This window comes from Streptomyces sp. LZ34, from assembly GCF_053890475.1.
Map to the genome: position 1 here is coordinate 3550739 of NZ_CM132680.1, position 14760 is coordinate 3565498.

Sequence of the window (14760 nt, forward strand, 5' to 3'; positions counted from 1 at the left end):
GTGATTCTTCAGTGATACTGGGGAGCCGTACGTTTGTACTGTCTCCAGTGGGGCGGGACCCGTGAAGGTGCTGAAGACCTTGAAGACCTTGAAGACCTCGCAGGCTCTGAAGGCGTTAAGGCCGAGGAACGCCTATGGAGTGACGGGCCCCGTGGGCGCGCTGGTCGCAGTGGCCGTCGTCGTCGCCGTGCTGCTGACCGTTCTGCGGTCGGGCGGCGAGGCCGACGGCTCGCCCGGGGTGAAGACCCCGGTGGCCGGCGAGGCCCCCGCGCCGGGCGGGGGTGTCCCCGGCACCAAGAAGAAAAAGAGCAAGTACGCCGACTGGGACGGCAAGGTCAAGGTGCTCGGGGACGGCTCCACCTCGTACACCGGGCCGCAGCCCAACCAGCTCAAGATCAAGAAGCTCAAACCGGGGGAGAAGCCACCGCAGTTCGTGGTCTTCTCCTGGGACGGCGCGCTGGAGAACGACGACCATCTCTTCTCCCACTTCCGCGACGTGGCCAAGGAGAGCGGCGCCACGATGACGTTCTTCCTGAGCGGCATGTATCTGCTGCCCAAGTCGAAGAGCGACCTCTACCAGCCGCCCCAGCACAACCGGGGGTCCGCCGCGATCTCCTACCCGACCGACGAGCACGTCAGGGAGACGCTGGAGCAGCTGGGCGGGGCGTGGCAGGAGGGCAATGAGATCGGCTCCCACTTCAACGGCCACTTCTGCGGCTCCAAGGGCGGCGAGGACTGGAGCACGGAGGAGTGGAAGAGCGAGACCGAGCAGGCGTACTCGTTCGTGAAGAACTGGAAGACCAACACCGGCTTCACCGATGTCGCCCCGCTGCCCTTCGACTACGACGTGGAGCTGGTGGGCGGCAGGGCGCCCTGCCTGGAGGGGCAGAAGAACCTCATACCGGCCATCAAGTCGATGGGCTGGCGGTACGACGCGAGTTCGCCCGGCGACTTCCAGATCTGGCCGTCGAAGATCGACGGGATCTGGAACTTCCCGCTACAGCTGGTGCCCTACCCGGAGAGCGAGAAGCAGGTCCTCTCGATGGACTTCAACTTCCTCTACAACCAGTCGGGCGACAGCACCGAGGGCGACCCGGCGAAGTACCCGGAGTGGGAGCGGCTGACCCGCGAGGGCTATCTGAACGGCTTCGAGCGCGTCTACAACGGCAGCCGGGCGCCGCTGTTCATCGGCAATCACTTCGAGACCTGGAACGGCGGCATCTATATGCAGGCCATCGAGGACGTGATGCGGGACGTATGCCCCCGCGAGGGCGTCGAGTGCGTCTCGTTCAAGCAGCTCGCCGACTGGCTGGACGCCCAGGACCCGAAGGTCCTGGACAAGCTCCGCACGCTGGACCCGGCCCAGGCGCCCGACTGGCCCACCTTCACGAAGACGAAGTGACGGCCTTCATATAGCGCGTCCAGATGTCGATGGCGTAGGTGGATCCGGTGTCCGAGGTCCCGGTGGGCCCTGAGATCCCGGGGGTCCCGGAGGTCCCTGATCCGCCTAACCCGTCCAGCGGCAGCAGCTCCTGGGTCTTCGGATCCACCCGCGACAGCGAGACGGCCGTCGACATCTCCTTCGTATACCCCACAAACCACGACGAGGTGTTGTCCTGCGAGGTACCCGTCTTGCCCGCCACATCGGAGCCGACCGCCGCGGCCGACCGCGCGCTCCCGCCCTGCACCGCCCCGTGCAGCGCGTCGTCCACCTGCGCCGCCACCGCCTGGCTGAACGGCCGGGTCGCGGTCGGCTTTTCGAGGGGCACCCGCTCGCCCTGGTGGGTGAGTCCGGTGACCGAGTACGGCGGGGTGTGCCTGCCCTTGGCCGCGAACGTCCCGTAGGCGCTGGCCATGCGGATGGAGCTGGGGGTGGCCGTGCCGAGCGAGAAGGCGGGCACCCGGGCGCCGAAGCTGCTGGGCAGCAGGCCCGCGTCGACGGACGCCTTGCGCACCCGGTCCAGGCCCACGTCCATGCCCAGCTGCATCATCGGGGTGTTGATCGAGTCCACGACGGACTGCCGCAGGGTCACCTGCCCCCACGAGCGGTGGCCGTCGTTGGCGCCCCGCACGATCTGTCCGCTGCGGTCCCAGTACGGGCCCTCGGGCGTGCGCACGGCCACCTTGTCGTTGCCGTCGTAGACGCTGGTCGGGGAGACGGGGGTGCGCGCGCCGCCGCGTTCGAGCTGGACGCCGTCGCGCAGGGCCGCGGCGTAGACGAAGGGCGTGAAGGACGTGCCGGCCGGGACGGTGGAGGCGTTGGCGTCGTTGAAGCCCTGTTCGAGATAGCCCGGGCCGCCGTAGAGCGCGGCGATACGGCCGTCCGGCGAGACGGACGCGGCGCCGACCCGTACGTACCGGTCCTCCTTGCGGCTCTTCGGGTCGAGGCTGTCGCGCATCTTGTCCACCGACTTGGCGAGCTCATTCACCTTCGGCTTCTCGAAGGTGGTGTGTATCTGATAGCCGCCCAGGTCGAAATCGGCGTCGGATATCTCGGTGTGGGAGGACACATACACCCTCGCCGTCTCGACGAGATAGCCGACCTGGCCGGTCAGCCCTTCCGGTTTCGGGGGCTCCTTGGGTTCCGGGAATTTGGTGTACTTGGCCCGCTCGGACTTGGAGAGCTTGCCGATCTCGACCATCCGGTCCAGGACCCATTTCCAGCGCTCCACCACCCGGCGGTGGTTCTTGGCGCTGATCGCTGGGTCGAAGGTCCCGGCACCCTTGAGCAGGGACGCCAGCATCGCGCCTTCACTCGGGTTGAGCTGGGAGACGTCCTTGCCGTAATAGGCGTAGGCGGCCCGCTGGATGCCGTAGGTGCCGCGGCCGAACCAGCTGGTGTTGAGATATCTCGCGAGAATGTCCTCCTTGCTCATCTTGTCATCCAGCTTGATGGCGATGAACATCTCGGTCAGCTTGCGGGAGAAAGTCTGCTGCTGATTCAGATAGGCGTTCTTCACATACTGTTGGGTGATGGTGGAACCGCCCTGCGTCTCACCCCCCGTCACCATCCGGGTCAGGGCGCGCATCACGCCGCTCGGAGATACCCCGCTGTCGGAGTAGAAGCTGGCGTTCTCGGCGGCGAGCACCGCCCACTGCACCTTCTCCGGCACCTTGGTGAGCGGGACCTCCTGCCGGTTGACCGGGCCCGTGCGGGCCATTTCCGTACCGTCCGCCCAGTAGTAGACATTGTCCTGCTGGGTGGCGAAGTCGTTGAGGTCATCCGGAATGTCGGTCTGAAGATACAGATAGCTCAGCACGCCGGTCAGGCCGCCGACACAGAAGAGGAAGAGCATGGCCAACTGCCGCCACGAGGGCAGCCAGCGCAAGGGGCCGCGCCTGCCCGCGCGGGGGTAGTCCAGCCTGGCGCCGCGGACGGCCCAGCGGCGCAGCGTCCACCACGTCGATCCCGAAGGTGCCTTCAAGGTTGGCGACTTGAGACTTGGCGCCGTGCGGCTCGGTGCTTTGCGGCGGTGTCGGCCCCCGGCGTTGTTGCTGCCCTGCACGTGTCCCCCACGATCCGCGCGCGGGGCGCGGCCAAAGATCTGATGGTCCGTCCCCCCGAAGACGACACGACCCTATGATGCTTTCCGAACATCTGTCGCCTCAGAGCACCAAATTTTTGTAACAGTGATGATATTCCGCGACGTGAATCACGTGGCCCACAACGCCGCGCGCGGTGAACCCCCGAAGCTCAAATGAACCTCTGAACCGCACCGCTCCTGGGTTCGTCCCCTCCCAGCGGGGTCATCACCCCGACACGACCCCTGGATGAGGGGACGGACGAGGAGGGGGAAGCCATGAGGCGCCTCGGAACCGGTATGGGATGGCGCCCGGAGATCGCCGATGACATCGAGCGGCTGCCGGGTATCGACTGGGTGGAGGTGGTGGCGGAGAACATCTGCCCGGGCCACCTCCCCGACGCACTGCTGCGGCTGCGGGAGCGCGGGACGACGGTCGTCCCGCACGGAGTCTCGCTCGGCCTCGGCGGCGCCGAGCGGCCGGACAGGGGGCGGCTCGCGGCGCTCGCCGAGCGGGCGGAGGCGCTGGACTCGCCCCTGGTGACCGAGCACATCGCGTTCGTACGGGCGGGCGGCCCGCGCACCGCCTCGCCGACGGCGGAGGCCGGGCATCTGCTGCCGGTGCCGCGCACCCGCGACGCGCTGGACGTGCTGTGCGAGAACGTGCGCATCGCCCAGGAGTCGCTGCCGGTGCCGCTGGCCCTGGAGAACATCGCGGCGCTGATCGCCTGGCCGAACGAGGAGCTGACGGAGGGGCAGTTCCTCGCCGAGCTGGTCGAGCGGACGGGCGTGCGGCTGCTGATCGACGTGGCCAACCTGCACACCAACCACGTCAACCGGGGCGAGGACCCGGCCGCGGCCCTGGACGAGCTCCCGGCCTCGGCCATCGCGTATGTCCATGTGGCGGGCGGGGTCGAGCGGGACGGGGTGTGGTACGACAGCCACGCCCACCCGGTGACCCAGCCGGTGCTCGATGTGCTGGCCGAGCTGTGCGCCCGTACGACGCCGCCCGGCGTGCTGCTGGAGCGGGACGAGAACTTCCCCGCGGCCGAGGAGCTCGCGGCCGAACTCGACGCGATCCGCGCCGTGACGGCCAAGGCGGCCCCTGAGGCCACCAAGGCCCCTGAGGCTCCCGTGGCCCCTGAGGCCCCTGAGGCCCGGGTGGTGGCCGTGTCGGCGCCCGCGCCGCAGGCCGTGGAGGGCGCCCGGGAGCGGGTCGCGCTCGCGCAGACGTCCCTGCTGTCCTCGCTGGTCGCGGGCGCCCCCGCGCCGGAGGGGTTCGACCGGCGGCGGCTGGGGGTGCAGAGCCGGGCGCTGGCGGCCAAGCGGGCCGATGTGGTCGGGAAGGTCGCCCCCGAGCTGCCGCGGATCCTGGGCGCTGGCTACCGCCCCGCGTTCCTGGACTATGCGCGGGGCCGCCCGATGACCGGCGGCTACCGCCGCGACGCCCTGGCGTTCGCCGAACATCTTCTGGCCGCCGAGCGGCCCGAGGACCTCGCGGCGCGGCGGGAGTTGACGCAGTGGTGGCGGGAGCGGTCGGGGCCCGCTCCGGTACGGCCCGGCCCCACGGCGCGCCTGGCTCGGGCCGCCCGACGCGCGCTGCTCGGAAGGTGATGGAGATGGAAGCGGAACTGGTTTACGTGGCGTTCGCCGCGTCGTCGGCGGTGCTCATCACGGGGACGGCCCGCTGCCGGAAGGGGGCGGGCCCGGTGACGGACGGCCGGGCGCACGATCTGCTGGAGGCCGCCTTCCTGGAGGCGGGCCCGGGCCGGGTGGCCGACACAGTGATCTGCGCGATGCACACCGACGGGCGGCTGGCGGTGGGCGGCCCCGGGGTGGTCTCGGTGCGGCAGCCGGTCGCCCGCAACGCGGTGGAGCAGGCGCTGCTCGAGGTGCACGCCCGCGCGCCGCATGGCGGACTCACCCTGCTGCGCTCGGAGCTGATGCGCCATCCGGCGGTGCAGTCGATCGGCGACCGGCTCGCGGAGCGCGGGCTGATGGTGCGGCCGGAGAAGATGCGCTTGTGGCGGCGCCTGGCCGCCGCCCAGACGCTCGCCGCGGTGGCGGGCGTGTTCCTGGGCATCTGGGCGAGCACAGAGGACTGGGGAGCGTACAACGGCCTGCCGTTCATCTTCAGGATCTTCCCGGCGCTGTTCGGCGGCTTCCTGATCGCCGTCATCTGCGCCGCCTCGAACATGAAGCGGATCACCTCGGCCGGGAAGCGGGCGCTGAAGGCGTTCCGGCAGGACCTCGCCTACGCCTCGGCCGAGCCGCAGGACGGCACCCCGCACCGGACCGGTGTCCGGGTGGCGTCCGTGGCCGAGACCGTCGCGCTGGCCGGGGTGGGCGCGCTGGCCGCCGACGAACTGCTGCGGGACCAACTGCTGGAGGCGCATCGCGTCCATGCCGCCTCGGCGGCCACGTCGGCCGGGTCGGCGTCGTCGGCGTCGTCGGCGTCGTCGGCGTCGTCGGCGTCGTCGTCCGGGGGAGCGTCCAGTTCCTCGGGGACCCCGACGTACTGCGGGAGTGGGGGCTCCAGTTCGTGGTGCGGCGGCTCCGGGGGCGGATCGAGCTGTGGCAGCTCCAGCTGCGGCGGCAGCGGAGGCGGGGGCGGCGGCTCAAGCTGCGGAGGCGGGGGCGGTGGCTCCAGCTGTGGCGGCGGAGGCGGCTGCGGCGGAGGCGGCGGGGGCGGCGGCTGCGGAGGCGGCTGACCGGCCGGGACAGCCCCGGGGCCCGGGTGGCCGGCACCGGGCCGGCCCCCGGGTGGTCGGCACCGGGCCCCTCCGTCCGCCCGTCTTCCGCGTTCATCTGGTGAAATGCCTGGCGGCAGGCGGGTCGGGTCGAGTACAACTCGGCCATGTTCTGGCTGTTGTTCCTGCTCGTCGCCTGTGCCGCGGCCGTCGCCTCCTGTGCCCGGCTGTGCGCGTGCGCCGTCGCCGCCGCCCGGGAGCCCGAGGGCACCGGGGCCGGCCGCGACTGCCTGAGCCTGTACGAGGCGGCGTTCCTGTCCGGCGGTCCAGGGCGGGTCGGTGACCTGGCCCTGGTGGCGATGGACCGGCAGCGCCGGCTGCTGCTGGCGCACACCGGCTGGGTCACGGTGGTCGACCCGGACGGCCGGGACGAGTTGGAGCGCTCCGTCATCGCCGCGATAGGCCCGCGCGGCCAGTCGCCCGTCCCTCCGGTGCGGGCCGCGCTCGCCGCCGCGGCGCCGGTGCGGGCGCTCGCCGACCGGCTGGTGGCCGCCGGGCTCGCGGTGCCCGCGGCGGCGCGTACGAACGTGGCGGCCGCGGTCCGTCAGGTGCGGGCGGCGGCGGGGCTGGTCCTGCTCATGGGGGCGGCGGCGCTGCTGATCGTGCCACCGGAGTCGGGACGGGAGCAGGCGGCGGCGTGGTTCGCGCTGCCGCTGCTGCTGACCCTCGGCTGCCTGGCGATAGCCCGCGTCGAGGTGCACCCGTACACGCGGTGGGCGTCGCCCGCCGGGCAGCGGCTGCTGGGCCGGATCGAGACGCCCCGACCGCGTCCCGCCCGTCCTGCCCGTCCTGCCCGTCCCTCCCGTCCTGCCCCTCCGGCCCAGCGCGCCGACGACCGGGGCAGTGGCGCCGACGGGTACGGCCGGGAAGGCGCCGATGCCGAGATCCTCACCGCGCTCGCGCTGCACGGCGCCTCGGCCCTCCCCGATCCCGCGCTGCGCGCGGCCTTCAAGGCGCATTGGGGTCATTGACCCCGACACCTCGGCACGGTGCTTTACATGGCCGACCACCGGGCCAAGTATCCCTTTCGTCACGGAATGACACATCGTCGCGGAACGCCGAGCGGAACGCGAACGGAAGACGAACGGAATACGAGGGGACGGCCCGTGAGAGCAGTACCGCTGTACGGCGTCCTCGGGCCGCTGTCCCTGGCCCTGGCCATGGCCGCGCTGCTCGCCGCCCCGGCGCCCGCCGCCACCGCCGCCACCGCCGCCGCCACCGCCGCGGTCCGTGGCAAAGGCACCGCCGAGGACCGGGGCGTGGCGCTCGCCGCCCGGCGCGCCGCCGCCCGCGGCATCGACTTCGGCCGCTGCGCGCCCGGCGAGGAGCTGCCCGACGCCGCCCGGTGCGGCACCGTCAAGGTGCCGCTGGACTACGCGCACCCCCGCTCCACCCAGCTGTCCCTCACCGTCAGCCGGCTCCGCGCCACCGGCCCCCGGGAACGTCACCAGGGCGCGCTGGTCTACAACCCGGGCGGGCCCGGCGCCTCCGGCATGGCGTTCCCCGCGTACGCCGGCGTGGCGGGGTTCCGGAAGGCCGCCGAGGCGTACGACTTCGTCGGGTACGCACCACGCGGGGTGGGCCGCTCGGCGCCGCTGTCCTGCGCGGACCCGGCCGCCTTCGCCAAGGCGCCGACGAACTTCCCCGTGCACCCCTCCGCCGCCTTCAAGCGGAAGATGGTGAAGCGGGCCCGGGCCTACGCGGGCGGCTGCGCCCGCCGCGCGGGCCGTGCGCTGCGCCACTACACGACCCTCAACAACGCCCGCGACCTCGATGTGCTGCGCGCCGCGCTCGGCGAGAAGCGGCTCAACTTCGTGGCGGCTTCCTACGGCACGTACTACGGCGCGGTCTACGCCACGCTCTTCCCCGGGCATGTGCGGCGCATGGTCTTCGACAGCGTGGTCGACCCCGCCCCCCGGCAGATCTGGTACCAAAGCAACCTGAAGCAGTCGCTGGCCTTCGAGAGGCGCTGGCGCGACTGGCGCCGCTGGGTCGCCCGGTACGACGAGGTCTACCACCTGGGCGACACCGCGGCCGAGGTGTCCGCCTCGTACAAGAAGGCCCGGCGGCGGCTGGCGCGCCACCCGGCGGGCGGGAGGGTGGGCACCGCGCAGCTACAGGACGCCTACGCGCGCAACGTCTACAACGACACCTTCTGGGATCCGAGCGCGCACGCGCTCGCCGCCTATCTGCGCGGCGACGCCGGGCCCCTGGTCGCGCTGGCCGCACCCGACCCGGCCGAGGCGGTGTCCGAGGAGAACGGCAACGCCGTCTACACGGCCGTCCAGTGCAACGACGCGCCCTGGCCGCGCCGTTGGACCAGGTGGAACCGCGACAACACCGCGCTGGCCCGCCGCGCGCCCTTCGAGACCTGGGACAACGTGGCGATGAACCTGCCCTGCGCCTACTGGTCCGCGCCGCGGCAGCGGCCGCTGACGGTGGGCCCCGGGGGCGGCGCGGGGCGCGGGACGCCGCCGCCGGTGCTGCTGCTGGCCGCCGAGCGGGACGCGGCCACGCCGTACGAGGGCGCCAAGGAGCTGCGGCGCAGGCTGCCGGGCTCGTCGCTGGTCACCGAGCGGAAGGCGGGTACGCACGGACTGTGGGGCGGCCCGAACGACTGCGTCAACCGGTACGTCGACACGTACCTGCTGACCGGGCGGACGCCGGGCCGCGCCGTGTCCTGCGCGCCGCGCGCGGCGCCCGAGCCCTCCGTCTGGTCGGCGCCGGGCCTTGAAACGGAACCGGAACCGGAAGCAGAACAGGCTGTGGGCGCGGCGCGCTGGTGACCGGCGGCCGCGCCGCGGCGAGGGCGGTGCCGCCGGTCAGGCCAGCCCGGCGACCAGCTCGGACACCGCCTTGCGCCGCCCGGTGAAGAACGGCACCTCCTCGCGCACATGCCGACGCGCCTCGGAGGCGCGCAGATGCCGCATGAGGTCGACGATGCGGTGCAGTTCGTCGGCCTCGAAGGCGAGGATCCACTCGTAGTCGCCGAGCGAGAAGGACGCGACGGTGTTGGCCCGCACGTCCGGGTAGCCGCGCGCCATCTTGCCGTGGTCCGCGAGCATCCGGCGGCGGTCCTCGTCGGGCAGCAGGTACCACTCGTAGGACCGGACGAAGGGGTACACGCTGACGTAGTCGCGGGGGTTCTCGTCGGCCAGGAACGCCGGGATGTGCGACCGGTTGAACTCGGCGGGGCGGTGCAGCGCCATGTTCGACCACACCGGCTCCAGGGCCCGGCCCAGCCTGGTGCGGCGGAAGAGGTTGTACGCCTCCTGCAGTGCGTCGGAGGTCTCCGAGTGCCACCAGATCATGACGTCCGCGTCCGCGCGCAGCCCGGAGACGTCGTAGGTGCCGCGCACGGTGACGTCCTTGGCGGCGAGCTGCGCGAACAGCTCCTCGACCTCGTCGGCGTAGCCGGTGCGGTCCTCGGGCAGGACGTCGCGCAGCTTGAACACCGACCACAGGGTGTAGCGGATGACCTCGTTGAGGTCCTTGGCCTTCTTGCCGGCGTTGGGAGCCTTGCCGGACGGGCCGGTCTCGGGAGCGGGTGCAGCAGTCATGGTCCCTATTCTCGCTCTCCGCTCCCGGCGCCCCGCGCCAGGGTGGCGGCCATCAGTTCCAGCAGTTCGCCGGCGGCGGTGCGGGCGCTCGCGACGCACGCCGGGATGCCCACGCCGTCGTACACCGCGCCGCACACCCGCAGGGGCGCCGGGAGCCCCGCGACCCCTGCACGGATGCGGGCCACGCGGTCGAGGTGGCCCACGGGGTACTGCGGCAGCCCGCCCTCCCAGCGGTTCACGCGGGTGGCGACGGGGCGCGCGGCCAGGCCGATGGCCTGGCCGAGGTCGGCGAGCGACAGCTTTACCAGATCCTCGTCGTCGCGGCTCAGGTCCTCCTCGTCCGCAAACCGCCCGATCGAGGTACGCAGCACGAAGAGATCGGGGTCGGCCTCCCCCAGCCAGCCCCATTTGCGGCTGGAGAAGGTGGCGGCCTTGATGGTGTGGCCGTCGACGGGCGGCACGAGGAATCCGCTGCCCTGGGCGAGCCCGGCCACATCGGCACGGCGGAAGGCCATGGTGATCAGCGCCATGGAGGCGTAGTCGACGGTGGCCAGCTCGGCGGCGGCGGCCGGGGAGTCGGCGGCGAGCAGCCGGGCCGCGACGGGCGCGGGGGCGGCGAGCACGACGGCGTCGGCCTCCAGCGCCTCGCCGCGCTCGGTGACCACCGTCCACCGGGTCATCCGGCCGGCTGTCCGGCCGTCCCCCGGGCTGTCGGAGCCGTCGGAACTCTCGGGGGCGGCGGAGCCGTCGGGGGCGGCGGCCGGGCGCAGCTCCCGTACGGGCTCGCCGGTGCGGATCTCGCCGCCCGCGGCGCGCACCGCGTCGGCGACGGCGAGCGGGAGCCGCCCGATCCCCCCGTCGATGCCGGTGAACACCGGGCCGGCCGGCGCCGCCGCGGCCCGCGCGGCGAGCGCCCGCGCGCCCTCGGTCAGCGAGCCGTGCGTACGGGCCGCCTCGAAGAGCGTGGGGACCGCCGCCCGCATCGACGTCCGGTACACATCGCCCGCGTACACCCCGCCCAGCAGCGGCTCGACCAGCCGGTCCACGACCTCCCGGCCCAGCCGCGCCGCGACGAACTCGCCGAGGGCCACGTCCTCGCCCAACTCCGCCGGCGGCAGCCGGGGCTCCTCGGCGATTCGCGCGAGCCCCTCCTCCGACACCACCCCGGACGCGGCCAGCGGGGCCAGCTCCCCGGGCACGCCCATCACATGGCCCTTGGGCATCGGACGCAGCCCGCCGCGGGTCCACAGCGAGGCGGAGGCGGTCGCGGGCGGCTGGAGCCGGTCGCCGAGCCCGACCGCGCGCGCGAGGTCCACGGCCTCGGGGCGGCGCGCGAGCATCGACTCCGCGCCGAGGTCCACGGGGACCCCCGCGATCTCGCCCGCGTGCAGCTTGCCGCCGAGCCGGCCGGACGCCTCCAGCACGGTCACCCGGGCCCCGCCGGTCAGGAGGTGGTGGGCGGCCGCGAGCCCGGAGATCCCGCCGCCGATGACCACGACATGGCCCGTACGGCCGTTCGCTGCGCTCATGACCCCACTCTCTCAGACTCGCTCAGACGCCCGACGGACGTCTGGCGCCCAGGCCACGGGGGCGGTGGGCCGAGGACGTGCGGAGGTCGGCTTCGACGCGGGCCGCGGTGGCGCGCAGGGGCGGCAGGAGGGTGCTCAGGGTGTTCTCCGGGGTGCCTTGGCCCGCGTGCACCGCGAGGTTGAGGGCCGCCGCCACGCGCCCGTCCGCGTCCCGTACGGGCACGGCGAGGGACCGCAGCCCCTCCTCCAACTCCTCGTCGACCAGGGCGTATCCGCTCTCCGCCACGCCCTCCAGGACGCGCGCGAGCCCGGGCACGGAGGTCAGGGTGCGCCGGGTCAGCGGCCGTGGGTCGAGGCCGGCGAGATACGCGGCGCGCGCGTCCGCGTCCAGGCCCGCGAGCAGCACCCGGCCCAGGGAGGTGGCGTAGGCGGGGAAGCGGGTGCCGATGGTGATGTTGACGCTCATGATGCGGACGGTCGGCACGCGCTCGACGTACCGGATGTCGCCGCCGTCGAGTACGGCCAGGGACGCCGACTCGTGGACGGCGCCGACCAGTTCGCGCAGATGCGGCCGTGCGATATCGGTGAAGCCGAGCCCGGCGAGCGGGGCATAGCCGAGCTCCAGGACGCGGGGGGTGGGGCGGAAGAGGCGCTCTCCGTCGGTCTCGGCGTAGCCGAGCTCCACGAGGGTGAGGAGGGAGCGGCGGGCGGTGGCGCGCGCCAGACCGGTCGCCTCGGCGACGGCGGTGAGGGTCATCCCGTGGTGGGGCGGCGGGCCGTCCGGGGCCCGCTCGCCCAGCGCCCGCAGCACGGCGAGCCCGCGGGCGAGCGACTGGAGAAAGCCCGCCCCCATCTCCCGCTTGGCCAGCCGGGCCGGGTCCTCGCCGAACGCACCTCCCTGGGCCGGGGACCCTCCTTGGGCCGGGGCACCTCCCTGAGCCGGGAACGGCTCGCCGCCCGTGCCCGGCCCGGCCTCCGCGGGCGCGGCGAGCGCCGCCTCCATCGCCGGGATCCGGTCCCGCAGGGCGGCGAGCGCGGTCCGGCCCAGGGACGCGATGTCGTGGCGGCTGGTGTGGCTGACCACGTTCACCGCGCAGGCGATACGGCCCGCCGGGTCCCGCAGCGGAACGGACACCGCCACCAGGCCCGGCTCGATCAGCTGGTCGTCGGGGGCCCAGCCGTCGCGGGCCGCCGCCTTGGCGCGCCGTGCGAACTCTTCGAGGTCCGGGGCCCCGGCGGGGCCGGGCCGGGGTGGGACGGCGGGGAAGGAGGCGGCTCCAGCTGTGGGGGCGGCGGCGCGGCGGGCGCGCCAGGCGGTCCAGGTGCGCTCGTCCCACTGGGCGGCGAAGAGGGCGCCGGGGGCGCAGCGTTCGGCGGGGAGCAGGTCGCCGATGCGGAAGGCGAGGGACATCGTGCGGCGCCGGGTGACCTGGACGACGAAGCGCACGCCGTCGCCGTCCGGGACGGCGACCGAGACCGACTCGTCGAGGGAGTCCGCAAGCCGCTCCGCGAACGGAAGGAGCGCGTCCGGCAGGCCGCTCGCCGCGAGGTAGGCGTTGCCCAGCTCCATCAGCCGGGTCGCCAGGCTCACCTCGCGCCCGTCCAGCCGTACGTATCCGAGCTGTTGGAGCGTGCCGAGCACGCGGTCGACGACGGAGCGGGCGAGCCCCGTGGCGCGCACCAGGTCGCCGGGGCGGACACCGCCCGCACCAGGGGATTCCGCGCCGTGCGCGGACAGGGCGGTCAGCGCGCGCAGCACGGCGAGGCCGCGCTCAAGAGGGCCGACCGCACCATTGACAGTCGGTGCGGCCGGGCTGAGACTCATCACCACTCCCATTATGAACCAACCTTCACTGGACGAACAGGCCCGACTCCTCGCACCACTCACCTCACAACCTCGCGCCACCGACGCCATGAACCGCCGCGCCCAGAGGGGGACATGAGGCCATGCCCGAAGCGACCGCATCGACCACCGGCCAGGAGCCGGAGGCCGCGTCCGGAGGCTGGAAGCCGTACCACACCCTGTGGGCCATGCTGCTCGGCGGCTGGCTCTTCTCGTACGCCGACCGCACCATCACCGGCCCGGTCGTCACCTGGCTCATCGACAACGACCACGGAATGCTGGGTTCCGCCAGCCACCCGCACGCGCTCGGCGGGCTGATCGGCAGCCTCTTCTTCGCGGGCTACATGCTGACGCAGTTCCCCGGCGGCTATCTCGGGGACCGCTTCGGGCACCGCGCGATGCTCGCCATCTCGCTGCTGTGGGCGGGCGTGGCGACCGTCGCCAGCGGGCTGGTCAGCGGGCTGATCGCCTTTGTGGTGCTGCGCGTGCTGACCGGGCTCGGCGAGGGCGTCTTCTACTCCAACGACCGCACTCTGATCGCCCAGCGGACCCCGCCCGCCAAGGCCGGCCTGGGGATGGGCGTGGCGATCACCGGTCTGGCCATCGGGCTGACGATCGCGACCATCAGCGCCCCGTATCTGATCGACTGGGGCGCGGACGTGTTCGGCCATGAGGACGCCTGGCGGATGCCGTTCCTGGTCCTGGGCGGCGCGACGCTCGTGTTCGGCGTGGTCACCGCCGGCTATCTGCGCCGGATCGGCGGCCCGCTGCGGGCGACCGGCTCGGCGCTGCGGCTCCTGGGCATCTCGGGGGTGCTGTGCGCCGCGGTGCTGGCCGTCTATCTGATCGCCGACGGGGCGGGGCTGCCGAGCTGGGGCGTGGCCATCCTGGAGTGCGTGCTCGCGTTCGTCCTCATCGGGGCGATCTTCGCCCGGCGGGGCTCGCGGCTCGGCGCCGTCTCCCGCAACCGCAACGCGCTGCTGCTCAGCTTCGCCTTCATCGCGGTCATGTGGAACCTGTGGTTCTTCAGCTTCTGGTCGGTCTCGATCGTCGCCGACGCCGCGCACAGCTCCTTCCAGAACGCCGCGCTGGTCGCCACCTTCAACGCGGGCGCGGGCATCCTCGGGTTCCCCGCGGGCGGCTGGCTCTCGGACCGGGCGAAGCACCGGGGCTGGGGGCGGCGGCCGCTGCTGGTCGCGTTCACCGTGGTCCAGGGGGTGCTGGTGCTGGTCTTCGGCGCCTACCTACAGGCCGACGAGACGCCCTCGCTGCTGGTGATGTCGGTCCTCCTGTTCGTCACCAGCCTGTTCTTCAACGCCCTGCAGCCCATGGCCCACGCGCTGCTGAACGACGTGGTCGACGCCGCCGAGCGCGGGGCCGCCTTCGGGATGTTCAACCTCGTCGGCGAGATCGGCGCGGTGATCAGCCCGGCGCTGAGCGGCACCCTCTTCGACCACTACGGCACCTGGACGCAGGCCATCTACATCGACGGCGCTCTGATGCTCGCCAGCGCCGTGCTGTACTACCTGATCCGCGAGGAGGTCCGGCGCCCGTAGA

The 14760-nt window shown here is 72.9% G+C and carries 10 protein-coding genes; 6 read left to right on the plus strand and 4 right to left on the minus strand.

What is annotated here, in order from left to right; translation table 11 throughout:
* Window positions 1-139: 139 nt before the first annotated feature.
* A complete protein-coding gene (locus tag ACWY4P_RS13645; RefSeq protein ID WP_456210809.1) occupies window positions 140-1402 on the plus strand; it encodes a hypothetical protein in 1263 nt (420 codons plus the stop codon).
* Here the strand turns inward: ACWY4P_RS13645 and ACWY4P_RS13650 are convergent.
* Window positions 1386-3425 carry a transglycosylase domain-containing protein gene (locus tag ACWY4P_RS13650; protein WP_456210810.1) on the minus strand — a complete coding sequence of 680 codons (2040 nt, stop codon included), beginning with the start codon at window positions 3423-3425 and terminating at the stop codon, window positions 1386-1388. The two genes, ACWY4P_RS13645 and ACWY4P_RS13650, sit on opposite strands and share 17 nt — an antisense overlap.
* 375 nt (window positions 3426-3800) lie before the next feature.
* Between ACWY4P_RS13650 and ACWY4P_RS13655 the strand changes: the two genes are divergently transcribed.
* The 4 genes from ACWY4P_RS13655 (at window position 3801) to ACWY4P_RS13670 (ending at window position 9057) form a co-directional block, all read left to right on the plus strand.
* Entirely contained in the window at window positions 3801-5135 is a 1335-nt protein-coding gene (locus ACWY4P_RS13655) for a multinuclear nonheme iron-dependent oxidase (RefSeq protein WP_456210811.1), read from the plus strand.
* Between the two features lie 5 nt (window positions 5136-5140).
* On the plus strand, window positions 5141-6232 hold the full coding sequence (locus ACWY4P_RS13660; protein WP_456210812.1) for a TIGR04222 domain-containing membrane protein: 1092 nt from the start codon (window positions 5141-5143) through the stop codon (window positions 6230-6232).
* 146 nt (window positions 6233-6378) lie between these two features.
* Entirely contained in the window at window positions 6379-7242 is an 864-nt protein-coding gene (locus tag ACWY4P_RS13665; protein WP_456210813.1) for a TIGR04222 domain-containing membrane protein, read from the plus strand.
* Between the two features lie 135 nt (window positions 7243-7377).
* Window positions 7378-9057 carry an alpha/beta hydrolase gene (locus ACWY4P_RS13670; RefSeq protein ID WP_456210814.1) on the plus strand — a complete coding sequence of 560 codons (1680 nt, stop codon included), beginning with the start codon at window positions 7378-7380 and terminating at the stop codon, window positions 9055-9057.
* Window positions 9058-9093: 36 nt separating this feature from the next.
* Here ACWY4P_RS13670 and hemQ read toward each other — a convergent pair whose 3' ends face one another.
* From hemQ to ACWY4P_RS13685, 3 genes are read right to left on the minus strand one after another with little or no spacing between them, the layout of a single operon-like run.
* Window positions 9094-9831: a hydrogen peroxide-dependent heme synthase gene (gene hemQ, locus ACWY4P_RS13675; RefSeq protein ID WP_456210815.1), complete on the minus strand. Its 738-nt coding sequence runs from the start codon at window positions 9829-9831 to the stop codon at window positions 9094-9096.
* Window positions 9832-9836: 5 nt separating this feature from the next.
* The gene (hemG, locus tag ACWY4P_RS13680) at window positions 9837-11360 is read right to left on the minus strand and encodes a protoporphyrinogen oxidase (protein WP_456210816.1); all 1524 of its coding nucleotides are present in this window, start codon (window positions 11358-11360) and stop codon (window positions 9837-9839) included.
* A gap of 22 nt (window positions 11361-11382) precedes the next feature.
* Window positions 11383-13185 carry an IclR family transcriptional regulator domain-containing protein gene (locus ACWY4P_RS13685; RefSeq protein ID WP_456210817.1) on the minus strand — a complete coding sequence of 601 codons (1803 nt, stop codon included), beginning with the start codon at window positions 13183-13185 and terminating at the stop codon, window positions 11383-11385.
* A gap of 122 nt (window positions 13186-13307) precedes the next feature.
* On the opposite strand from ACWY4P_RS13685, the gene ACWY4P_RS13690 reads away from it, so the two are divergent.
* On the plus strand, window positions 13308-14759 hold the full coding sequence (locus tag ACWY4P_RS13690; RefSeq protein WP_456210818.1) for an MFS transporter: 1452 nt from the start codon (window positions 13308-13310) through the stop codon (window positions 14757-14759).
* Window position 14760: the final 1 nt, after the last annotated feature.